The organism is Ruegeria sp. BHSC026 (assembly GCF_059613065.1).
In genome coordinates this window covers 143,188-164,705 of the sequence record NZ_JBXWRV010000001.1, presented here as the reverse complement: position 1 = coordinate 164,705, position 21,518 = coordinate 143,188, and the positions used below count along the sequence as shown (strand labels likewise).

Sequence of the window (21,518 nt, the reverse complement as noted above, 5' to 3'; positions counted from 1 at the left end):
CATCAGGATGAGGGCAGATGGTGGCAACCCGGGCACAGAACCGGCCGATGATTGTCCTAGATCGGTGGCGGAAGTCCCGAAAGTTTCGCAATTTCGGCACGTTGGGCTTGGTGGTTCTGGGGCCGGCCCTGGCCTTGGCGACCTATCTGGTGATCGGGCCGTTCGATCTGGGCGCGACCGCTCCGTCGCTGCGGCTGATCCTTCTGGCAGATCTGGTGTACGTTCTTGTCGTGGCGGCCCTGGTGCTCAGCCAGTTGGGCCGCTTGGTCGCCGCTCGGCGTGCGAAATCGGCGGGGTCCCGCCTGCACCTGCGGCTGATCGGCGCCTTCACGCTGCTTGCGCTCGTGCCTACGGTGATCGTGGCGATCTTTGCCGGCTTGACGGTGAATATCGGGCTCGAGGGCTGGTTCTCGGACCGGGTGCGGCAGGTGGTGGGCTCGTCGCTGGCGGCGGCCGAAGCCTATGAGCAGGAGCACCGACAGGGCCTGACGCAGGATGCGCTTGTGCTGGCCCGGTTTCTGGACAATGCGCGGTCGCTGGATTTCTTCATCTCGGATGGCGAACTGCGCGAGGTATTGGCGCAGGGGCAGGCCCAGATCCAACGCGGCCTACGCGAAGCTTATGTCATCGACGGCAGCGGCGAGATCCGGGCTCGGGGCGACCGGTCCTATCTGTTCAATTATGAACGACCGACTCCGCAGCAGTTCGACCAGGCGCGCGCGCAGGGCCATCTGGTCATCGCCGACTGGCCCAACAACGAGTTCCGCGCGCTGGTCCCGTTGGAGGCCTTCCCCGACCGGTACCTGTATGTTAGCCGCGCGGTGGACGGACGGTTGTTGACGCTGCTGGACGACACCAAGGAAACCGCCCAGTTCTACCAACAGCTCGAACGCGAGCGGGGCCGGGTTCTGTTCGAGTTTGGCTTGCTGTATCTGGGCTTTGCGTTGATCCTGATCCTGGCGGCGGTGTCGCTGGGCATGTGGTTTGCCGAACGTCTGTCGCGGCCTGTCGGGCGGCTGACCACCGCCGCGCAACGGGTCGGGGCCGGTGATCTGGACGTGCAGGTCATCGAAGAGTCCAGCGATGACGAGATTTCCATGCTGGGCCGCTATTTCAACCAGATGACCAGGCAGTTGAAGGCGCAGCGCGACACGTTGCTGGAAAACACCCGCCAGATCGAAAGCCGACGGCGGTTGTTCGATTCGGTACTCAGCTCGGTCACGTCGGGTGTCGTCGGGGTCGATTCTGACGGGCGGGTTACATTCGTGAACCGGTCGGCCGAACGGCTGCTGGACTGGTCCGGCAGCGACCAGCATCCGCAGATCGGCATTGCCGTGCCTGAATTTCTGCCATTGTTTGAGAAATTGAAGGAAGGCGCGCAGGAGGCCGTTCAGGGCGAGGTCAAGGTGATCCGCAAGGGGCGGTTGGAGAACCTGTTGGTGCGCATGGCCACGCGTCGGGGCGAGGATGGCCGCCTTGAAGGGTATGTGGTGGCGTTTGACGACGTGACTGACCTGGTCAGCGCTCAGCGGATGGCGGCCTGGGGCGACGTGGCCCGTCGGATCGCGCATGAGATCAAGAACCCGCTGACCCCAATCCAGCTGAGTGCCGAGCGCATCAAACGCAAGTTTGCCCGCAAGCTGGAGCCCGAGGACAGCGCCACGCTGGAATCCATGACCGACGTGATCGTGCGCCAGACCAACGACCTGCGCCGGATCGTGGACGAGTTCTCGAAATTCGCGCGGATGCCCGAACCGGACCGGCGCCAGGAGGATGTCGTCAATCTGGTCAGCGAGGCGGTCTTGCTGCAACAGGCTGGGCAGCCGGATGTCGAGATCACGGCCGATCTGCCGGATCAGCCGGTGCTGGCCGACGTCGATGCGACCATGCTGAGCCAGGCCTTGACGAACTTGATCAAGAATGCCGGCGAAGCGATTGAAACACTGAAAGAAAAAGGGGCCCCCGAGAACTTGGTGCCGCAGATCCGAGTCGTGGTGCTAACGGTTGATGACGGGGTTCAGATCACCATCGCGGACAACGGGATCGGTCTGCCCGAGGATCGGGCCAAGCTTTTCGAACCCTATGTGACCACCCGCGACGAGGGGACGGGTCTGGGCCTGCCCATCGTCAAAAAGATCATTGAAGAACACGGCGGTTCGCTGACCCTCGAGGATGCCCCCGTGTTCGCCGGACAGGACCATTTTGGCGCGATGGCCGTGATCCGCTTGCCGTTGACCGACGCGGTCCCAGGCGCAGCGCCGCAGAAACAGGCAATAATAACCAACTCACTGAAAGCAGGCCAAAGATGAGCGACATTCTGATCGTAGATGACGAACGCGATATTCGCGAACTTGTGTCCGACATTCTGGAGGACGAAGGATACACCACCCGGCTGGCCGCAAACTCGGACGAATGCATGAACGCAATCAACGCCGAGCCGCCGGGGTTGTTGATCCTGGATATCTGGCTCAAGGACAGCCGGATGGACGGCATCGACATCCTGAAGGCGGTCAGGCGCGACAATCCCGACATTCCGGTGGTTATCATCTCGGGGCACGGCAACATCGAAATCGCCGTCGCCGCGATCAAGCAGGGCGCTTATGACTTCATCGAAAAGCCCTTCAACATCGACCAGTTGATGGTGGTTATCCGCCGTGCCATGGAGACCTCGCGCCTGCGCCGCGAGAACGCCTCGCTCAAGCGCAATGAGGTCAGCAGTTCCGAGATGATCGGCAGTTCGGCCGCGTTCCGCGCCATGGTGGCCCAGTTGGACAAGGTGACCAAGTCGAACGGTCGGGTGATGCTGCGCGGCCCGGCCGGGTCGGGCAAGGAGATCGCCGCGCGCTACATCCACGCTCATTCCAATCGCGCCAACGCCCCCTTCGTGACCGTGAATTGTGCCGGGATCGAACCCGAGCGCGTGGAAGAGGTTCTGTTCGGCCGCGAGTCGCCGGAACGCGGCATCGAATCCGGTCTTCTCGAACAGGCGCATGGCGGTGTGATCTATTTCGACGAAGTCGCCGACATGCCTTTGGGCACGCAGTCCAAGATTCTGCGGGTGCTGGTGGATCAGCAGTTCCAGCGCGTCGGCGGCAGCGACAAGGTGCGGGTCGATCTTCGGGTGATCTCGTCGACCAACCGCGACCTCGAGGCCGAGATCGCGGCCGAGCGGTTCCGCGAAGAGCTGTACCACCGTCTGAACGTGGTTCCGATCGCGGTGCCGTCGCTGGAAGATCGGCGGGAGGATATCCCGGTTCTGGCCCGTCATTTCATCCAGATCTGCAACGAGACCCAGGGCCTGCCCGTTCGCGAGTTGTCGGACGAGGCGGTGGCGCTGCTGCAGACCATGAGCTGGCCCGGAAACGTGCGACAGCTGAAAAACCTGGTCGAGCGAGTGTTGATCCTAGGTGATGGCAGCGGTCCCATCGAGGCGCGCGAACTGCCCAGCGACGAAGACAAGAGCGAAGAGCCGGGCCGCGTGGTGCTGTCGGGCGCGCTGGCAACCTTGCCCCTGCGCGAGGCGCGCGAGGCCTTCGAACGTGAGTACCTGCTGACCCAGATCAACCGGTTCGGCGGCAATATCAGCCGTACGGCCAGCTTTGTGGGGATGGAGCGCAGCGCGCTGCACCGCAAGCTGAAGTCGCTGGGTGTGGTCACCTCAAGCAAATCCGGCGCCCGGGTGGCACGGGTGGATGAACCCGAACCGGCCGAGTGACGGGCGGAATGCCTGCGGGGGTGAATGCCCCTGCGGCGCATGCGCGAACCGGTGTCGTCCCTGTCAGGGCGTGATGATCTGGAAGGATCCGTCGTCGAATTTGACATAGCAGGCGCTGCCGGTCAGCGGTGGCAGGGTGGTAGTCCGCTGGGGTGCAACTCCGCGTTTCTGGCTCTGCTTGCAGGGCGGCAGGCTGACCGGCCGGTATCCGTTGCGCGCCATGCATTGCGCCTCGACCGTGTCGCGTAGGCCCTTGTTTGCATCCACGGTGTAGACCCGCCCCGGCTCCCACCAGCCGGCCGAGCGATAGCAACGTCCGCGGCCATCGCAATAGGTCTGGCCCGGCCAGTAGACCGGCGGAGATTGACGCACCTGGTTGGCCACGGGCACCTTGTTCAGCGCCGCGACCTGGCATTCGGTGGTATCGGCCTGCATACGCGTAACGCTCGCGCCTTCGCGATAATACATCGACAGGGGACCGCAGGCGGCCACGGCAAGCAGGATCAGACAGCTGAGCAAGACGGTCTTCATGCCTCGATCTTGCATCACGGATAAGGTCATGACAATTCAATTGACCGTATTCGGGGCATCTGTCATTCAAAACGCTCAGGCAGAAGGGCCAAGGGAATGAAGGTCATCATTTGCGGCGCCGGCCAGGTCGGCTGGCAGATCGCGCGGCACCTGTCGGGCGAATTGAACGACGTAACCGTCGTGGACAACAACCCGGATTTGGTGCGCCGGGCGATCGAGACGCTGGACGTGCAGGGTGTCTCGGGCTTCGCCAGCTATCCCGACATACTCGAGCAGGCCGGGGCGCGGGACGCCGACATGATCATCGCCGCCACCCATTCGGACGAGGTGAACATGGTCACCTGCCAGATGGCGCATTCGGTGTTCTCGATCCAGCGCAAGATTGCCCGGCTGCGTGCGAAATCCTATCTCGAAGCGATTCACCGCGATCTGTACCGGCGCGACCATCTGCCCATCGACGTGGTGATCAGCCCCGAGCGCGAAGTGGCCGCCGCGGCCATGCGGCGCCTGTCGGCGCCGGCAGCCTTCGACACCGAGCTGTTCATGGACGGCATGGCGCAACTGCTGGGCATCCGGCTGGATGAAGACTGCCCCATCGTGAACACCCCTTTGCGTCAGTTGACCGATCTGTTCTCGACTCTCAGCGCGATTGTGGTGGGGGTGCGGCGCGACGGCACGCTGTTTGCGCCGGAATCCGAAGATCAGCTGTTCGTGGGCGACGAATGCTACGTCTTTACCCACGTCAAGGACGTCGACCGCACGATGGAGGTCTTCGGCAAAACGCAGAAAAAGCAGGACCGCGTGGTCATCGTCGGTGGCGGCAATGTCGGGCTCGAGGTTGCGCGCACGCTGGAAGAGCGCGAGGGTCGGATCCGGACCAAGGTGATCGAGCGCGATCGGCGCTGCGCCGAGAAGGCCGCCGAGGCGTTGGAGCGCACGATCGTTCTGAATGGCGACGGTCTGGATGCCGCGTTGCTGCGCGAGGCCGGGATCGAGCGGGCCGACGCCATGCTGGCCGTCACCGATGACGACCGGACCAACATGTTGTCGGCGGTGCGGGCCAAGGCCGAGGGTTGTCCGCTGGCGATTGCGCTGATCAACGATCCCAGCATGGCGGCCTTGACCGGCCCGTTGGGGATCGACGCCTATATCAACCCGCGCGCAACCACGGTCAGTTCGATCCTGCGCCACATCCGGCATGGCCGCGTGCGGCAGGTCTATTCGATCGGCGACGCCGAGGCCGAGGTGATTGAGGCCGAGGTCCTGTCGACCTCGCCGCTTGCCGGGCAGAAACTGCGCGACATCGCTTTCCCCGAAGGTGTACTGGTCGGCGCATTGCGCCGCGGCGACGAGGTGCTGCGGCCGTCCGGCGCTCTGCGGATCGAGGAAAAGGATGTGCTTGCGATTTTCGCCATGGCCAGTGACGTACCCGAGGTCGAACGCCTGTTGCAGGTGTCGATCGATTTCTTCTGATGGCCGTCGCGCGCACCGGACGGATCGGCGTTTTTCAACGCTTGCCCCTGTTCCTGCTGATCTGGGGTGTCGCGTCGCTGGCGATGTGGATTCCGGCGATCTATGCGTTGGCACTGAACGACCATCATACGTCGCAGTCCTTTTTCTATTCCGGCCTGATCGGGGTGTTTCTGGTGTCGATCATCGGATTGGCCCTGTCCAATCGGCGGCCGCGCAGGGGCACGTTGGGCCAACTGGCGGTGCTGTTGGCCACGCTGACCGTGCTGCCGGTCTTTCTGGCGGTGCCGATGCATGACGCGCTGGGGAACACGCGCTTTCTGAATGCCTATTTCGACATGGTCAGTGCCGTGACGACCACCGGAGCCGATCTTTTCAGTGATCCCGGCCGCCTGTCGGCCCCGGTGCATCTGTGGCGTGCGCTGGTCGGCTGGATGGGCGGGCTGCTGATGTGGGTCTCTGCGGCGGCCATCCTTGCACCTCTGTCCCTGGGCGGGTTCGAGATCACCGCACGCGGTGAACCGGGGCGGCCGGTCTCAGGCGTGGCGCAGAGCGAACTGGCCGATCCCCGCGGCCGGCTGTTTCGCGTGGCTCGGACCCTGACACCGGTTTATGCGGGGCTGACGGCCGTGATTTGGATCCTGCTGCTGATCGCGGACGAACAGGGTCTGACGGCGATTTGCCATGCGATGTCAATCATGGCGACGTCGGGGATTTCACCCGTTGGTGGCCTGGAAGGATCGACCGCGGGGATCACGGGCGAGGCCATCCTGTTCCTGTTTCTGTTTTTCGCTCTGTCGCGGTTGACCTTTTCGACCGATACGGCGGTTTCCGGTCATAGCCGTCTCGACAAGGACCCCGAGTTCCGCATTGGCCTGCTGATCGTGGTTGCGGTCGCGGCCTTGCTGGTGTTCCGGGCCTTGGCCGGCATGGCTGAGATAGGAGGCCAGGCCACCGGGTTGCAGGTTTTGAACGTGATCTGGGGCATGCTGTTCACGGTGCTGTCCTTCCTGACGACCGCCGGGTTCGAAAGTTCCTATTGGAACGATGCACAGCAGTTGTCGGGCCTGGGGACGCCGGGGCTGGTTCTTATGGGGCTGGCGCTGATCGGTGGCGGCGTGGCCACGACTGCGGGCGGGGTCAAGCTGTTGCGGGTCTATGCGCTGTATCTGAACGGCGCGCGCGAGTTGGACCGCCTGATCCATCCGTCTTCGGTCAGCGGCGCGGGGGCGGGCAATCGCCGCATCCAAAGCCAGGGGGCTTACATCGCGTGGATCTTCCTGATGATCTTTGCCTTGGCGCTGGCGGTCTTCGACGTTCTGCTGGCCGCCGAAGGGGTGGGCTTCGAGCAGGCCATGGTTCTGAGCGTCGCCGCGCTGAGCACGACGGGCCCGCTGATCGAACTGGCAACGGACGTGCCGTTGCGGCTGATCGATCTGTCGGCGGGGGCCAAACTGTCACTGTGTGCCGCGATGGTGATCGGGCGGCTGGAAACGCTGGCGATCATCGCGCTGATCACGCCCAGCCTGTGGCGCGATTGAAGCGCTTCGGGTTACTGCCTGATTTTTCATCTGGAATATCTGTTCGTGTCACTCCATACTCGCGCGGAGGGAGCGCGTTGGTCCGCAGCGCGTAAGCAAGAACAACGGCGAGATAACAAAATATGGCTTCGGACAGACAGAATCTTCAGGATGCCTTCCTGAACAATGTACGGAAAGCAAAGGTTCCCGTTACGATTTTCCTGATCAACGGCGTGAAATTGCAGGGTGTCATCACCTGGTTCGACAATTTCTGCGTGCTGCTGCGCCGCGACGGACAGTCGCAGCTTGTCTACAAGCACGCGATCTCGACCATAATGCCCTCACAGCCGATCAACCTGTATGAGGGCGAAGACGCCTCTTGATGGAACATGACCGGAGGCGCACCCGGGCTTGGGTGCTGCATCCCGATATCAAGTCAGATGACCAGCGCCGTGATCCCGTTCCGGCGCTGGAAGAGGCGGTGGCACTGGCTGCCGCTTTGCCCGATCTAGATGTGATCGGGTCCGAGATCGTGCGCCTGCCGCGGGCGCAGCCCGGCCTGCTGTTCGGCAGCGGCAAGATCGAGGAACTGGGCGCGCGTTTTGCTGAAAACGAAACCGAGCTGGTCCTGATCGACGGGCCGGTCACGCCGGTTCAGCAGCGCAATCTGGAGAAGGCTTGGAAGGTCAAGATTCTCGACCGAACGGGGTTGATCCTTGAGATCTTCTCGGACCGCGCCCGCACGCGTGAGGGCGTGTTGCAGGTCGAGATGGCCGCGCTCAGCTATCAGCGCACGCGACTGGTGCGGGCCTGGACCCACCTGGAACGTCAGCGCGGTGGGCTGGGCTTTGTCGGTGGACCGGGGGAAACCCAGATCGAGGCCGACCGTCGTGCGATCGACGATCAATTGGTGCGCTTGCGCCGTCAGTTGCAGAAGGTCGTGAAGACACGGACGCTCCACCGGGCCGCGCGGGCCAAGGTTCCCTATCCGATCGTGGCGCTGGTCGGCTACACCAACGCGGGCAAATCCACGCTGTTCAACCGCCTGACCGGGGCCGAAGTCATGGCCAAGGACATGCTGTTTGCCACGCTGGACCCGACCATGCGCCGGATCGAACTGCCCGACGGGCCCGAGGTGATCTTGTCGGACACGGTGGGATTCATCTCGAACCTGCCGACCGAACTGGTCGCGGCCTTCCGCGCCACGCTCGAGGAGGTTCTGGCCGCCGACCTGATCGTGCATGTGCGCGACATCAGTCATGCCGAGACCGAGGAGCAGGCCGAGGATGTGCGCACGATCATGGCCTCGCTGGGTGTGGACGATACCCGCCCTCAGCTTGAAGTCTGGAATAAGATCGACCTGCTGTCCGATGAAGACCGGCAAGCCGTGCAGGCGCGGGCCGGGCGCGATCCGGCGGTGTTCCCGATCTCGGCCGTGACCGGCGATGGGATCGATCCGCTGCTGACCGAGATTGCCACGATCCTGCAGGGCGTGCGCCGGGAAGAGGTTCTGAAACTGGGGTTTGCCGATGGCAACAAGCGTGCCTGGCTGTTCCGGCAGGACGTGGTGCGCGGCGAAAAACAGACTGAGAACGGGTTCGAGATCACCGTTCTGTGGACCGACAAGCAGGCCAACCAGTTCGCGGGCCTCTGACGCTCAGGCCCCGTTGATCTGGCGCTGATGGTCGTCGGCATCGAACCAGTCCGACGACGACTGGATTTTGTAATCTGCATCCAGCTCCCATTCTTCCCAGCCGCGTGTGATGACTGCATTGCCGGTCTGGGCATGATGCCCTTCAAGGGTCCAGACGAAAATGGCGTGGCAACCGGCCCATCGCAGCATATCGCAGCGCACCTCAAGATCGGGAAAGTCGGTATGAAAACCGCGCGCCATGTCCGCTATGGCCGCGCGCCCGACGATGGGGTCGCCGCGATTGATCGTGATCTGCCCATCCGACGTAAAGAATTCGGCTACGGCATCGGCGTCACCCGAGCTCCAGGCGATGGCATAGTCGCGGGCAAGATTGTTCAGGGTATCGCGCAAACTGGCCATTATTTTCCCCCTCGCGCTACGGTCTGGGCGCTCCGGAATGGTAGGCCAACCCACGGGGCCACGTCCACGGGGCGGCAAAAAAGGGGCGGGGGTCCGCCGAAACCTCGCCTATTGCGGCATCAGGTGGGTGGTCCCGACGGCGGCGGCGCGGGCCAGATCCAGGTCCAGCGACATGGGAATGTACTCACCCCGGCGCCACAGTTGCGCTTGATCGTCATAGTAGCGCGACAGGAAGTGGCCCGATTGCCCTGTGGCCGTGATGAAGACCGAGTTGTCGGGGTCGGCAAAGTCATAGACACCGCGATAGCCCGCACCGTGCACGTTCTGGAACGGATCCGGCCCTTCGCCCGAGGTGCGCCCGCGCAGCAAGGTGTTGTCGCCGCCGCTGGTCGATTGGCGGATGTTAACGAAATAGCGCAGTACCGGAACCTCGCCCAGCACCGGGTGGTCATGGGTGGCTTGGTGGGCATCGCCCCAGCGCAGGGATTCCAGTTGGCTGCCATAGCGCTCTGAAATCCAGACCAGCGCGTCGTCCAAGGCCAGCCGGGCCATGTCGGTGCAGGTTTCCACCGGTGCGCTCTGCCGGACGTCGCACCAGGCCGAGGCCCCGTCGATGTCGCGGAAGACGCGTTCGATGAACAAGGGCTCGACATGCTTGAATTCCTTGGCCAGTGGCCCGAGGTCATCGGCGATTAGGCGGTTTTGCAGCGCGCGGACCCAGGCCGCATAGATCAGCGGCTCGGGCAGGTGCTCGTTCATTTCACCGTTCCATTCGGCTAGCAGGGTCAAGGCAATCTGGCGCTGGCGTTCGGGGGTGCCTTCAGGCGCGGCCTCGCCGGTGAACCACAGGTCGGCACCGATCAACGGCAACAGTGACCGCGCGGTAAAGCTGACCGTGTCCAGTTGCGCCTCGATGAAGCTGTCGCGGGTGTGCACCTCGCGCGATTGCATCAGGTATTCCCAGCGGTGGACTCGCTGCGTATCGCCCCATTCATAGGACACATGCAGGGGGAAGGGCCGGTCGATGATCTTGTTGTTGGTGTTGCCCAGAACGCCGCCGGTCGGCGCCACAAATTCGGGGTTGTCGGAATAGGGCAGACGGCCCTGCCAGCGGTTTGCCGCGATCCAGCCCGGGGTCGGGATGCGCCCGCGGCTCTGGTTGTTAAGGTCGCGGCTTGGCATTGCGCCGATGAGTTTCATGCCGACGGTCGTCTTGTCGACCACCGACAGGTTCTGGGACGGCGCGATGTACTTCTCGGCCGCGTCGATGGCTTCGCCAACGCTGTCCGCGTTCATTAGGGCCATCGAGGCGCTAATCGAGGTGTCGCGCGGGCTGAGCGCCGTCCAGGACAGCGAAGCCACATGGCCCGGCGGCGTGATGGTTTCTAGGTTGTAATGCGTGCCGGGCAAGACGGGGCCGTTCTCGGTCCAGCGCAGAGTCAGGGTGATCGGTGGCGCGCCCTTGATTTCGATGATCGAGGGGCGCGTCTTGAAGCGTTTGTAGCCGTCGGGCGTCAGGTATTCCTCGGGGTTGTCGGGGTTGATCTTTTCGATATGCACGTCCTGATCGTCGAGGTAGGACGAGGTCAGCCCCCATCCCAACCGGTCGCTGCGTCCGGACATAACCGCCGGAATGCCGGGGATGGTTGCGCCGATGACGCCGCCCTTGGCCAGTTCCAGCCGCGCCAGATACCAGATCCCCGGCGCGGTCAGGCCCAGATGCGGATCGTTGGCCAACAGGGTGCCGCCGCTGGCCGAGCGAGACGGCGCAGCAGACCAGGCATTCGACGCCCCCGCCAAACCGCGTTCGGGAAAGGGTGACAGTGGTGAATCCGGCATGTCTGTCCCTTGGGCATAGCGTGGCATGCCGGGAAAAAGCGCGGAATATTCCGGCAGCGCGGCGATACCGTCACCGGGCACGTCGGGCAGGATATCGGCCAGACGCGCGGGATCGTTCAACATCAGCGATACGCGCGCGCGAAGCACCTCGTCGGCCAGGTGGCCGGACAATTGCACCGCCATGAGCTTGATCAGGGCAATGCTGTCGCCGGGTTGCCAGGGGGCCACGGGAGCGTCGAACAGGAACATTTCGGGCGCGCCACGACCCAAGGCGCGGTCGTTGATCTCGTTGAGGCGCGCGTTCACCCCGGCCGCATAGGCGCGCAGGGCAGCCTTGGTATAGTCGTCCTGAACCTCCAAGGACCGATGCGCCAGCGTGTAAAGGTCCAGCCGCCGCATCAGCTTGTCGATCTGGACGGTGCGCGGGCCGAACAGTTCGGACAGGCGTCCCTGGACGGTGCGGCGCATAACGGTCATCTGCCACAGCCGGTCCTGCGCGTGGGCGTAGCCAAGGCCGAAAAAGACGTCGGGGTCGGACTGGCCCAGGATGTGCGGCACGTTGGCGTTGTCGCGCACGATCTCGACCGGTGCCGACAGGCCCTTGACCTCCAGCGTCTGGTCATAGTCGGGCAGGGATTGGCTGGCTAGGTAATAGACAAGCCCGATCGCGGCCACCGCCAGAACAACCAGCCCCGAGGCGATCCGCAACAACCAGCGAAAGACTAGACCCATCAGCAGCGCCCCAAATCAACCCATCCAATCGCGGCGGAGGTTAAATCATGCCGCCGCCGACCAAAAGAGCCCGCCCCCGGAAAATACCGGCTGGAAATGAAAAACCCTGCCGTCACGCCGCGCGGAGGGCAGGGTTGGGGCCCGGTCCTGTTCGGATGATCACGGGATGATGCGCGTGTATTTGACTCCTTCTACGGTGGCGCCGATCTGCAGCCCGGCCTGACCGAAGACGGCAGCGAGAACCGGTTTGCGCAGGGTGGTCAGATCGGCCGACAGCTGGTCGCCCTCGTCGCTGATCACATAGCCGATATCGGCGCCCGCGGTCCAACCGCTCGAGCGGCGGAACTCGTTCAGTGCGTCCTGGGTCATGAAGAACAGAACGTGCGCATATTGCTGGGCGCCGATCTGCAGCCCCGCCGTTCCCTTGACGGACGAGTAGTAATCGACCGTGGCACCGTTGATGCGCAGCGCGCCGCGACCATAGCCGCCGCCAAAGACGAATCCGGCCTCGGTGATCAGCGGCATGACCAGCATACCGTTGGCTTTGTTGGCGATTTCGACCGTGTTGGGATACCGGGCGAACATCTCGTTCAGCGTGGCATCGACGCGGGCGTCGATCGTGGCCGCGTTCGAATTGCCGACGCCGTTGCCGCAAGCGGCGGTCAGGGTCAGTCCGGCCATGCCGAAGGCAAAGCCGCGACGGCTCAGTCGTGGTGTGTTGGAACTGCTCATGTTTCTTTTTCTCTGTCGATGTGCCTGAAAAGCCGGGTGGTCCCGGTCTTGTGTGCAAGAATACGCCGAACAGCGTGGGGTGTCACGGGAAAACCGGCAGACCAAGGCCGGCTGATCGGCGAAAAATCGCGGATTCCCTTGGGATTAGCCTTGCAGCAGCTTGGCGACCTGCGGCGCGAAATAGGTCAGGATGCCGTCGCAACCCGCGCGTTTGAAGGCCAGCAGGCTTTCCAGTATCACCTTGTCGCCGTCGATCCAACCGTTCTGCGCTGCGGCCTGGATCATCGCGTATTCACCCGACACCTGATAGGCATAGGTGGGTGCGCCGAACGTGTCCTTGACCCTCCGGCAGATGTCCAGATAGGGCATCCCTGGCTTGATCATCACCATGTCGGCGCCCTCGGTCAGGTCGCGCTGGATCAGGCGCAGCGCCTCGTTCGAGTTGGCCGGGTCCATCTGATACGTCTTCTTGTCGCCGGTGAGCGCGCCCGAAGCCCCCACCGCATCACGGAAAGGTCCGTAGAAGGCGCTGGCATATTTCGCGGCATAGCTGAGGATCATGACGTCGTGATGGCCGGCGGCCTCGAGCGCCTGACGCATCGCGCCAACCCGGCCGTCCATCATGTCAGACGGGCCGATGATGTCGGCTCCGGCCTCGGCCTGGGCCAGCGTCATCTTGACCAGCGCCTCGACGGTTTCGTCATTCACGATCTTGCCGTCCACCACGTATCCGTCGTGGCCGTTGATGTTGTAAGGGTCCAGCGCCACGTCGGTCATCACTGCGATTTCGGGCGCGGCCTGCTTGATCGCGCGGATGGCGCGGTTCGACAGGTTGTCGGGGTTCCACGCCTCGGCGCAATCCTGTGTCTTGAGGCTGGGATCGGTGTAGGGAAACAGGCAGATCGCCGGGATGCCCATCGCTTGTGCCTCGGCAGCGGCCCCGGCGATCAAGTCGACCGATCGGCGTACCACGCCGGGCATCGAGGGCACAGGCTCTTCAATGCCCTCGCCGTCGCGCACGAAGACCGGCCAGATCAGGTCATCAACGGTCAGGGTGTTTTCGCGCACCAGGCCCCTGATCGCCTCGGACTGGCGGGCGCGGCGAAAGCGGCCGTGGGGGTAGGGAGCGATTGTCGGTTTCATGGCGCGTTCTCCTTGAACAGTCGCGCATTGGGTGGCATGAATTCGCGCAGGTCTCAAGGGTACCAATGGCCGCGCCGTTGCGATAGAACCGCCTGAGAATTTTGAAAAAAGGACCGAGTTTGGACTGGTACTCCACGATCTTCGAGCTCATCGACATGCGCAGCTTTTCGAATCTGTGGTACTGGATTGCGCTTGCGGTCCTGTGGTCGACGGCCAGCCATTGGGTGCTGGGGGTTCCCTATGATCTGGTCGTGCGTGCCCGCCGCGTCGGAGGCCAGGCCGAGGCTGACCTGCTGGACATCGTGCGGATCAACACCAACCGAATTCTCTATGTGGCCGAAGTTTCGGGCGTCATTCTTCTGACATTGTGCTGCTTCCTGTTCGCCGGGCTGGCCACGCTGGGATTCTACTATCAGGTCGAGTTCGCACAGGCCGTGTTTCTGCTGTTGTTCCCGATGGTTCTTGTCGGCGCAAACAGCCTGCGGGTGGCCCGGAACCTGCGGCGGCAGGAATTGACGGTTGAAGGTGTATCCAAGGCATTGCACCGGTGCCGGCTGGCAACCCAGATCATAGGTATGCTGGCGATACTGGTCACTTCGATGTGGGGCATGTATCAGAACTTTTCGATCGGCGTTCTGGGATAGAAAATTCGGAAAGGCGAGGCGATGAAGGCTCCGAACCACGTGACAGTCGGCGGTGCCCCCGAGGGGTTCGACGCGCAGTTGGTGCTAAACGAGGTCGCCCGCTCGGGCGGGCCGGTTCTGCATGTGGCGCGCGACGACAAACGTGCCGAGGCGATGCGCGCCGCGCTGCGTTTCTTTGCGCCCGACATGCCCGTGATCCTGTTTCCCGGCTGGGATTGCCTGCCCTATGACCGGGTATCGCCCAACCCCGACATTGCGGCGGCGCGGGTGGCGACCCTGGCGGCGCTGGTGCACCAGATGCCCGAACACTTTGTTCTGCTGACCACGCTGAACGCTGCCACCCAGCGCGTGCCGGCGCGCGACGTGCTGCGGCAGGCGGCGTTTACCGCACGGGTCGGACAACGCATCGACGAGGCCGCGTTGCGTGACTTTCTGGTGCGGATGGGGTTCAGCCAAAGCCCCACGGTGATGGAACCCGGCGACTATGCCGTGCGCGGCGGGATCATCGACATCTTCCCGCCGGGCGAGGCAGGGCCAGTGCGGCTGGACCTGTTCGGTGACGTGCTGGACGGCGCGCGCCGGTTCGATCCGGCCACCCAGCGCACCACAGAAAAGCTCGATCTGGTCGAATTGGCCCCGGTCTCCGAGGTGATACTGGACGAAGCCGCCATCACCCGGTTCCGTCAGAACTATCGCATCGAATTCGGTGCGGCCGGTACGGATGATCCGCTGTACGAAGCGGTCAGCGCCGGACGCAAGCATCAGGGCATGGAGCACTGGCTGCCCCTGTTCCACGAAAAGCTGGAAACGTTGTTCGACTACCTTCCGGGCGCGACGATCACGCTGGACGATCAGGTCACGCCCGCGCGTCTGGCCCGGTGGGACAGCATCGCCGATCAATACGAAACCCGGCGCCTGGCGCTCGAGAACCGCTCGCGCATGGATTCGGTCTATAAACCCACGCCGCCGGGTCTGCTGTATCTGGACGACGCCGCCTGGACCCAGGCGGTGACGCAGCGGCGGGTGCTGCAGTTCAGTCCTCTGCCGCAGGCCAGTGGCCCCGGGGTGATCGACGCGGGCGGTCGGATCGGGCGCAACTTTGCCCCCGAGCGGCAGCAGGAAAGCATCAGCCTGTTCGGCGCGCTGGCCAGCCACATCAAGAACAAGCTGGAGAAGGGGCCGGTTCTGGTCGCGTCCTATTCCGAGGGCGCGCGCGAACGCCTGACCGGGTTGATCGAGGATGAGGGCCTGGCCGAGGCAATTCTTGTGACCGACGGCTCGCGCATCGGCAAGCGCGGCCTGCACCTGGCGGTCTGGGCGTTGGAGCACGGCTTCGAGACGCCTGACATGACGGTGATTTCGGAACAGGACGTGCTGGGCGACCGGCTGATCCGCCAGCCCAAGAAACGCCGCAAGGCCGAGAATTTCCTGACCGAGACCCAATCGCTCAGCCCCGGCGATCTGGTCGTGCATGTCGATCACGGCATCGGCCGGTACATGGGCATGGAGGTCGTGACCGCCCTGGGCGCCGCGCATGAATGCCTGCTGCTGGAATATGCTGAAGGCGCCAAGCTGTACCTTCCGGTCGAAAACATCGAGCTGCTGTCGAAATACGGGCACGAGGAAGGCTTGCTCGACAAGCTGGGCGGTGGTGCGTGGCAGGCCAAGAAGGCCAAGCTCAAGGAACGCATCCGCGAGATGGCCGACCGGCTGATCCGCATCGCGGCCGAACGCGCCCTGCGCAAGGCTCCGATCATGGACCCGCCGCCCCACGCGTGGGAGGAGTTCAGTGCCCGCTTTCCTTATCAAGAGACCGAGGATCAACTGCGCGCCATCGCCGACGTGATGGACGACCTGCACTCGGGCACGCCGATGGATCGCCTGATCTGCGGCGACGTGGGCTTTGGCAAGACCGAGGTCGCCATGCGCGCGGCCTTCGTTGCGGCCATGTCCGGCCTGCAGGTGGCGGTGATCGCGCCCACCACGCTGCTGGCGCGCCAGCACGCCGCCAGCTTCAAGGACCGGTTCCGGGGATTCCCGCTGGAAGTCCGGCAATTGTCACGTTTCGTCTCGGCCAAAGAGGCGCAACAGACCCGCGAAGGGCTGGCCAAGGGGACGGTCGATATCGTGATCGGCACCCATGCGCTGCTGGCCAAGGGCATCCGGTTCCAGAACCTCGGGCTGTTGATCATCGACGAAGAGCAGCATTTCGGCGTGGCCCACAAGGAAAGGCTCAAGCAACTGCGCTCGGACGTGCATGTGCTGACGCTGACCGCGACGCCGATCCCGCGCACCCTGCAACTGAGCCTGACCGGGGTGCGCGACCTGTCGATCATCGGCACACCGCCCGTCGATCGCCTGGCGATCCGCACCTATGTCAGCGAATTCGATGCCGTCACCATCCGCGAGGCGCTGCTGCGCGAGCACTATCGCGGCGGGCAAAGTTTCTATGTGGTGCCGCGCATCTCGGACCTGCCCGAGATCGAGGAGTTTCTGAAAGAACAGCTGCCGGAGCTGACCTATGTGGTGGCCCATGGCCAGATGGCGGCGGGTGAGCTGGACGACAGGATGAATGCCTTTTACGACGGCAAGTATGACATTCTGCTGGCCACCACGATCGTGGAAAGCGGGCTGGACATTCCCACCGCAAACACGATGGTGGTGCACCGGGCCGACATGTTCGGGCTGGCGCAGCTCTATCAGATCCGGGGCCGGGTGGGGCGGTCCAAGACCCGCGCCTACGCCTATCTAACCACCAAGCCGCGCGCGCGGTTGACGCCGGCCGCCGAAAAGCGGCTGCGGGTTCTGGGCTCGCTCGATACGCTGGGGGCCGGGTTCACGCTGGCGAGCCAGGACCTGGACATTCGCGGCGCGGGCAACCTGCTGGGCGAGGAACAGTCGGGCCAGATGCGCGACGTGGGGTATGAACTCTACCAATCGATGCTGGAAGAGGCGATTGCCAAGATCAAGGCCGGCGAGATGGAAGGGCTGAGCGAAGCCGACGACCAGTGGGCGCCGCAGATCAACCTGGGCGTTCCGGTGCTGATCCCCGAAGACTATGTGCCCGATCTGGACGTGCGGCTGGGCCTCTATCGCCGTCTGTCGTCGCTGTCGACCAAGGTCGAGTTGGAGGGCTTTGCCGCCGAGTTGATCGACCGATTTGGCCCGCTGCCGAAAGAGGTGAACACCCTGCTGCTGGTGGTGCGGATCAAGGCGATGTGCAAACGCGCGGGCATTGCCAAGCTGGACGGCGGACCCAAAGGGGCCACGATCCAGTTCCACAATGACAAGTTCGCCTCACCGCAAGGTTTGGTCGAGTTCATCCAGAACCAGCGCGGGCTGGCCAAGGTCAAGGACAACAAGATCGTGGTGCGGCGCGACTGGAAGAAGGACAGCGACAAGATCAAGGGCGCCTTTGCCATTGCCCGCGATCTGGCCGAGAAGGTGGCGGCCGAGAAAAAGAAGAAGGCCAACGCCTGAGGGCGCGGCCTAGTCCCCGGCCACGAACGTACAAAGTTGCCATTCGCCGCTGTCCGATTTCACGAAGGCCGCGCGATAGCCGACCATCGACCACAGAAAGTCTGAATAGATATAGCCGCGGGTTCCGTCGGTCAGGATGACGCCCTGATATTCGGCCTCTTCCAGATATTCCGGCACGATCACCACCTCGTGGCTGATCAGGTCAAGAATGGGCGCGCCACGGTTGGGAGCCTGGCGCAGGGTGACATCCTGGCCGGTCACGAAATAGGCGGTGAACGGGTCCAGCGCCGCCGGCAGGGTGATGCGCCACTGGTGCGGCATCCAGAACTCGCCATCCTCGTCGAAATAACCGGGCTGGGCCAGCGTGGTCTCGAGGTCGCGCCAGTAGTCCTCGCGGATCGTGGCGGCGTGGCGGCGGTCGGATTCGGGCAGGGTCTCGGGATCGACCGTCAGGTTGGCGCGGAACGTCTCGGGGCCGTCCGGGTCGCCGTGGCTGGTATAGATCTCGGGGCAGGTGGCGGCCATGACGCCCTCCAGGTCGCGGGCAGCGACCTTGGCGCGCAGCTCCGCACGGAAGGCTTCAAGCGCCGGGTCGTTGCTGGCCTCGTCCACAGGCGGAAAGGTCTGACGGTCGGCCCAGGCGGGGCCGCAGAACAGTGCGACCAGCGCAGCGTTCAACAGTTTCATTCAGCGGCTCTCATCGCGGCCTGGGCGCAGAAGCATGAGGCGCCGACGCTGTGGTCGGCCCGCGCCAGGGCCAGGTCAAGTCGTTGTCGGATGAGCTGCAATTCCTCTCGCGCGCCGCGCGCCTTGAGGCAATCGTGCAAGCCCTTGAGGCTCCAGACATTGTCGGGATGGATCGAGGCCCGGCCGAGGGTGCCGCCCAGCCCTAGATCCTCGCGATAGACGGCTTCGGCCTCAGCCACATGGCCCTGTTCGAACAGCAGCGCCCCCAGCGCGTGGCGGGTGGGCTGCATCCAGCCCCAAGGCTCGTCATAGGGCAGGTTGTCGTCCAACTCGACCGAGCGGCGCAGATGGGCGAAGGCCGTGTCGAAGTTGCCTTTGCGGTACTCGATCTCGCCCCGCAGCATCTCGCGCGCGATCTCCAGCAGGTCGATCACGCGGTTGTTGTGCAACAGGCGGGTTTCGGGCACCCGCTCCTTGGCGACCAGGAACAGCCGTTCTGCGGCTTCGGCCTCGGCCACGTCGCCCGTGGCGGCATGGGCGACTGCGCGGGCATAATGCGTGGTGGCCGTCACCGTCAGATACAGGTCGGGATCGGGGGGCAGGGGCAGAGCCTTGGCTTCCTCCCACCGGCCGAAACGGATCAGGATATGCGGTCCCATGGCCATGTAGCTTTCGAAGTAATCCGCCATGGGCGGGCTTTCGATGCGCAGCATTTCCTCGGGCGTGGTGTCCCACAGGCCCTTGTTGGCGCGTAGGGCGGGCTCCATCTGACCCAGGAACAACGCGCCATAGATGACGAAGTGGTAATTGTGCTGGCGATAGCCGGTATAGATGTTGAAAGCGCCTTCGCGCTGGTAGTATTTCAGATCGGCAGTGACCGCCTGTTCGTTCCAGTGGACGACGTTCTGATAGTGGCCGCACAGCACGTCGATATGGGTTGGCATGTGCACCAGATGCCCGGCATCCGGCACCAGCGTGCGCAGCACGTCACCGGCCTTCAGTGCCTTTTCCGGCGTGGGCGACATCTCCATCAGGTGTACGTAGAGGTGCAGCAGGCCCGGATGCGACATCGCCGCCGGATCATTGGCCATGGCCCATTCCAACGCCTCCTGCGCTTCAAGCGTGGCGGCGCCCTCGGCGGGCTGGCCTGTCCTCAGGTCCCACATCTGCCAGGGGGTCAGGTTCAGCAATGACTCTACATAGATGGTGCGCAAGTCCAGATGATCGGGTTGGGCCGCGAAGGCGGCGCGCATGGCGTCGGCGAAGTCGTGGTCCCAGCGGTGCATGTCGGACGCCGGGTCACGCTGGGGATAGCGGGCGGGCAGGGCGCGGATCAGTTCGCGTTCGACAGGCGTGCAGCGATCCAGCAGGGCCAGTGCGCACTGGGTCGCGTCATAGGCGCAGGCCAGCGCTTTGGCCTTGCCCGCATCGTCCAGCAGCTCCCAGGGCAGGTTGTAGTTCGGCCCGGCGGCATAGGCCACGCCCCAATGGGCCATGGCGCAGTCCGGGTCATGCTCCAGCGCGCGCTGGAAACACACGACCGCCTCTTCGTGATTGTAGCCGTAGGTCCAGACAAGGCCCCGGTCGAACCACAGCTGCGCCTGATCCGAGGACGTGGTGACGGGGCAGCTATGCGTGCCCAGATCGTAATAGTCGCTCATTCCGGATTCCCCCCTGAATGGGGCGAGCCTAGCGCAGTTCAGGTGCGCTGCACAGGTCAGGCGGGAACGCGGTCTTCGATCCGGCCCATGTGGACCATCAGCCCGAAGGCCAGCACGCACATGGTCAGGATGCCGATGGTCAACGGCCCCAGCGTGCCGTCGAACAGCAGCCCAACCGGTGCGGCGATCGCGGCGGCCAGCACGGTCGAGATCGACCCGATGACCGAGGCCGCCATGCCGGCGATATGGCCCATCGGCTCCATCGCGATGGCATTCAGGTTGCCCATCGTGACGCCGGCCATGAAAAAGACCGTGGTCTGCCAGAACACGAACAGCGCAAACGAGGCCTGCGGCGACAGGTTCGACATATTGAGGGCAATCACCAGCGAGGTGATCAGGATCTGTCCGGCCAGTGCCCAGGTCACCATGCGGCGCATCCCCACGCGCACCACGACGGCCGCGTTCAGCAGGCTGGCCGAGCCGGACATCAGCGCCACGAACCCGAACCAGAAGGGGAAGCTGTCGGCGCGGTGGTGGATCACATCATAGACCGGCTGCACCATGGTCAGCATGGTGAACAACATGCCCATGCAAAGGGTCTGGACAAAGATCGACAGGCGAACGGTGGGGTGGGCAAACATCTCTTTCACCGCACCGACCATCAGCGGCAGGCGGAACGGGCGGCGGTTTTCCGGGGCGAGGGACTCCGGCAGTCGGAACCCCATCCAGACAATGATCACCAGCGCGAACAGGATGAACGACATGAACACACCGCGCCAACCGGCGAAGGCGATCACGGCGGCACCGGCCATGGGCGCGATGGCAGGCACCAGTGTAAAGATCATCATCGCGATCGACACGATCCGCGCCATTTCCCGGCCCGAGAACAGATCACGGATGATGGCCATGGCCACGACACGCGGACCGGCGGCCCCCAGCCCCTGAGCCACCCGGGCAGCCAGAACCAGCTCCAGCGATGAACTGGCCCAGGCCACGGCCGATGCCAGAATATAGAGTGCCGCTCCGGCAAAGATCACCGGCCGGCGTCCGACCGCATCCGAGATCGGACCGGTGAAGAACGTGCCGATCCCCATGCCCAGAACAAAGCTGGTCAGGATCAGCTGCGCCCGGTTCACGTCATCAGGGCTGAGCTGCGCGCCGATCTCGGGCAGGGCAGGCAGCATTGAATCAATCGAAAATGCGATGGTGGCAAACATCATCGCGATCAGCGCGATGAATTCGGCCCTGGAAATACGGTCAGCCATGCGGGGACTCCTTGCCCCAACGCGCTAACACGACAGGGCAAGGTGG

At 63.8% G+C, this 21,518-nt stretch carries 16 protein-coding genes; 8 read left to right on the top strand and 8 right to left on the bottom strand.

Features of this window, described 5'->3' with window-relative positions; translation table 11 throughout:
• Positions 1-17 precede the first annotated feature (17 nt).
• Positions 18-2,309 (top strand): sensor histidine kinase NtrY-like, encoded by a 2,292-nt coding sequence (locus tag AC2FME_RS00780; RefSeq protein WP_496799350.1) that lies wholly within the window; start codon positions 18-20, stop codon positions 2,307-2,309.
• On the top strand, positions 2,306-3,715 hold the full coding sequence (gene ntrX / locus AC2FME_RS00775) for a nitrogen assimilation response regulator NtrX (RefSeq protein WP_496678099.1): 1,410 nt from the start codon (positions 2,306-2,308) through the stop codon (positions 3,713-3,715). Before AC2FME_RS00780 ends, ntrX begins: the two co-directional genes overlap by 4 nt.
• Before the next feature lie 63 nt (positions 3,716-3,778).
• Here the strand turns inward: ntrX and AC2FME_RS00770 are convergent, their stop codons facing one another.
• Positions 3,779-4,246, bottom strand: a complete 468-nt coding sequence (locus tag AC2FME_RS00770) for a hypothetical protein (protein WP_496678100.1) — start codon at positions 4,244-4,246, stop codon at positions 3,779-3,781.
• Between the two features lie 96 nt (positions 4,247-4,342).
• Between AC2FME_RS00770 and trkA the strand changes: the two genes are divergently transcribed.
• The 4 genes from trkA (at position 4,343) to hflX (ending at position 8,890) form a co-directional block, all read left to right on the top strand.
• Positions 4,343-5,719, top strand: coding sequence for a Trk system potassium transporter TrkA (gene trkA / locus AC2FME_RS00765; protein WP_496799349.1), 1,377 nt, complete (start codon positions 4,343-4,345; stop codon positions 5,717-5,719).
• Entirely contained in the window at positions 5,719-7,257 is a 1,539-nt protein-coding gene (locus AC2FME_RS00760) for a TrkH family potassium uptake protein (protein ID WP_496686224.1), read from the top strand. The genes trkA and AC2FME_RS00760 overlap by 1 nt, the downstream gene beginning before the upstream one ends.
• Positions 7,258-7,379: 122 nt before the next feature.
• Positions 7,380-7,619: an RNA chaperone Hfq gene (gene hfq / locus AC2FME_RS00755; RefSeq protein ID WP_005982826.1), complete on the top strand. Its 240-nt coding sequence runs from the start codon at positions 7,380-7,382 to the stop codon at positions 7,617-7,619.
• Entirely contained in the window at positions 7,619-8,890 is a 1,272-nt protein-coding gene (gene hflX / locus AC2FME_RS00750; RefSeq protein WP_496799348.1) for a GTPase HflX, read from the top strand. Before hfq ends, hflX begins: the two co-directional genes overlap by 1 nt.
• Positions 8,891-8,893: 3 nt before the next feature.
• Here hflX and AC2FME_RS00745 read toward each other — a convergent pair whose 3' ends face one another.
• From AC2FME_RS00745 to hemB, 4 genes are all read right to left on the bottom strand, one after another.
• Positions 8,894-9,289, bottom strand: a complete 396-nt coding sequence (locus AC2FME_RS00745; protein ID WP_496711418.1) for an SgcJ/EcaC family oxidoreductase — start codon at positions 9,287-9,289, stop codon at positions 8,894-8,896.
• Between the two features lie 108 nt (positions 9,290-9,397).
• Positions 9,398-11,860 (bottom strand): penicillin acylase family protein, encoded by a 2,463-nt coding sequence (locus tag AC2FME_RS00740; protein WP_496799347.1) that lies wholly within the window; start codon positions 11,858-11,860, stop codon positions 9,398-9,400.
• 159 nt (positions 11,861-12,019) lie between these two features.
• Positions 12,020-12,592 (bottom strand): lipid-binding SYLF domain-containing protein, encoded by a 573-nt coding sequence (locus AC2FME_RS00735; RefSeq protein WP_496678111.1) that lies wholly within the window; start codon positions 12,590-12,592, stop codon positions 12,020-12,022.
• Between the two features lie 144 nt (positions 12,593-12,736).
• The gene (gene hemB / locus AC2FME_RS00730; protein ID WP_496799346.1) at positions 12,737-13,735 is read right to left on the bottom strand and encodes a porphobilinogen synthase; all 999 of its coding nucleotides are present in this window, start codon (positions 13,733-13,735) and stop codon (positions 12,737-12,739) included.
• A 119-nt stretch (positions 13,736-13,854) separates the two neighbouring features.
• Here hemB and AC2FME_RS00725 point away from each other — a divergent pair, with 119 nt between their 5' ends.
• A complete protein-coding gene (locus AC2FME_RS00725) occupies positions 13,855-14,379 on the top strand; it encodes a component of SufBCD complex (RefSeq protein ID WP_496689132.1) in 525 nt (174 codons plus the stop codon).
• A 21-nt stretch (positions 14,380-14,400) separates the two neighbouring features.
• Positions 14,401-17,859 (top strand): transcription-repair coupling factor, encoded by a 3,459-nt coding sequence (gene mfd / locus AC2FME_RS00720; protein WP_496799345.1) that lies wholly within the window; start codon positions 14,401-14,403, stop codon positions 17,857-17,859.
• A 9-nt stretch (positions 17,860-17,868) separates the two neighbouring features.
• Here the strand turns inward: mfd and AC2FME_RS00715 are convergent, their stop codons facing one another.
• From AC2FME_RS00715 to AC2FME_RS00705, 3 genes are read right to left on the bottom strand one after another with little or no spacing between them, the layout of a single operon-like run.
• Positions 17,869-18,546, bottom strand: a complete 678-nt coding sequence (locus AC2FME_RS00715; RefSeq protein ID WP_496799344.1) for an SH3 domain-containing protein — start codon at positions 18,544-18,546, stop codon at positions 17,869-17,871.
• Positions 18,543-20,207: a tetratricopeptide repeat protein gene (locus AC2FME_RS00710; protein ID WP_496799343.1), complete on the bottom strand. Its 1,665-nt coding sequence runs from the start codon at positions 20,205-20,207 to the stop codon at positions 18,543-18,545. Before AC2FME_RS00710 ends, AC2FME_RS00715 begins: the two co-directional genes overlap by 4 nt.
• A 56-nt stretch (positions 20,208-20,263) precedes the next feature.
• Positions 20,264-21,472 (bottom strand): multidrug effflux MFS transporter, encoded by a 1,209-nt coding sequence (locus AC2FME_RS00705; protein ID WP_496678126.1) that lies wholly within the window; start codon positions 21,470-21,472, stop codon positions 20,264-20,266.
• Positions 21,473-21,518 lie beyond the last annotated feature (46 nt).

Coding starts and splice junctions, on each gene's coding strand:
- AC2FME_RS00735 (WP_496678111.1), bottom strand. CDS start 12,592: ATGAGCAGTTCCAACACACCACGACTGAGCCGTCGCGGCTTTGCCTTC.
- AC2FME_RS00710 (WP_496799343.1), bottom strand. CDS start 20,207: ATGAGCGACTATTACGATCTGGGCACGCATAGCTGCCCCGTCACCACG.
- AC2FME_RS00760 (WP_496686224.1), top strand. CDS start 5,719: ATGGCCGTCGCGCGCACCGGACGGATCGGCGTTTTTCAACGCTTGCCC.
- hfq (WP_005982826.1), top strand. CDS start 7,380: ATGGCTTCGGACAGACAGAATCTTCAGGATGCCTTCCTGAACAATGTA.
- hemB (WP_496799346.1), bottom strand. CDS start 13,735: ATGAAACCGACAATCGCTCCCTACCCCCACGGCCGCTTTCGCCGCGCC.
- AC2FME_RS00745 (WP_496711418.1), bottom strand. CDS start 9,289: ATGGCCAGTTTGCGCGATACCCTGAACAATCTTGCCCGCGACTATGCC.
- AC2FME_RS00780 (WP_496799350.1), top strand. CDS start 18: ATGGTGGCAACCCGGGCACAGAACCGGCCGATGATTGTCCTAGATCGG.
- AC2FME_RS00705 (WP_496678126.1), bottom strand. CDS start 21,472: ATGGCTGACCGTATTTCCAGGGCCGAATTCATCGCGCTGATCGCGATG.
- AC2FME_RS00740 (WP_496799347.1), bottom strand. CDS start 11,860: ATGGGTCTAGTCTTTCGCTGGTTGTTGCGGATCGCCTCGGGGCTGGTT.
- ntrX (WP_496678099.1), top strand. CDS start 2,306: ATGAGCGACATTCTGATCGTAGATGACGAACGCGATATTCGCGAACTT.
- AC2FME_RS00770 (WP_496678100.1), bottom strand. CDS start 4,246: ATGAAGACCGTCTTGCTCAGCTGTCTGATCCTGCTTGCCGTGGCCGCC.
- mfd (WP_496799345.1), top strand. CDS start 14,401: ATGAAGGCTCCGAACCACGTGACAGTCGGCGGTGCCCCCGAGGGGTTC.
- AC2FME_RS00715 (WP_496799344.1), bottom strand. CDS start 18,546: ATGAAACTGTTGAACGCTGCGCTGGTCGCACTGTTCTGCGGCCCCGCC.
- hflX (WP_496799348.1), top strand. CDS start 7,619: ATGGAACATGACCGGAGGCGCACCCGGGCTTGGGTGCTGCATCCCGAT.
- trkA (WP_496799349.1), top strand. CDS start 4,343: ATGAAGGTCATCATTTGCGGCGCCGGCCAGGTCGGCTGGCAGATCGCG.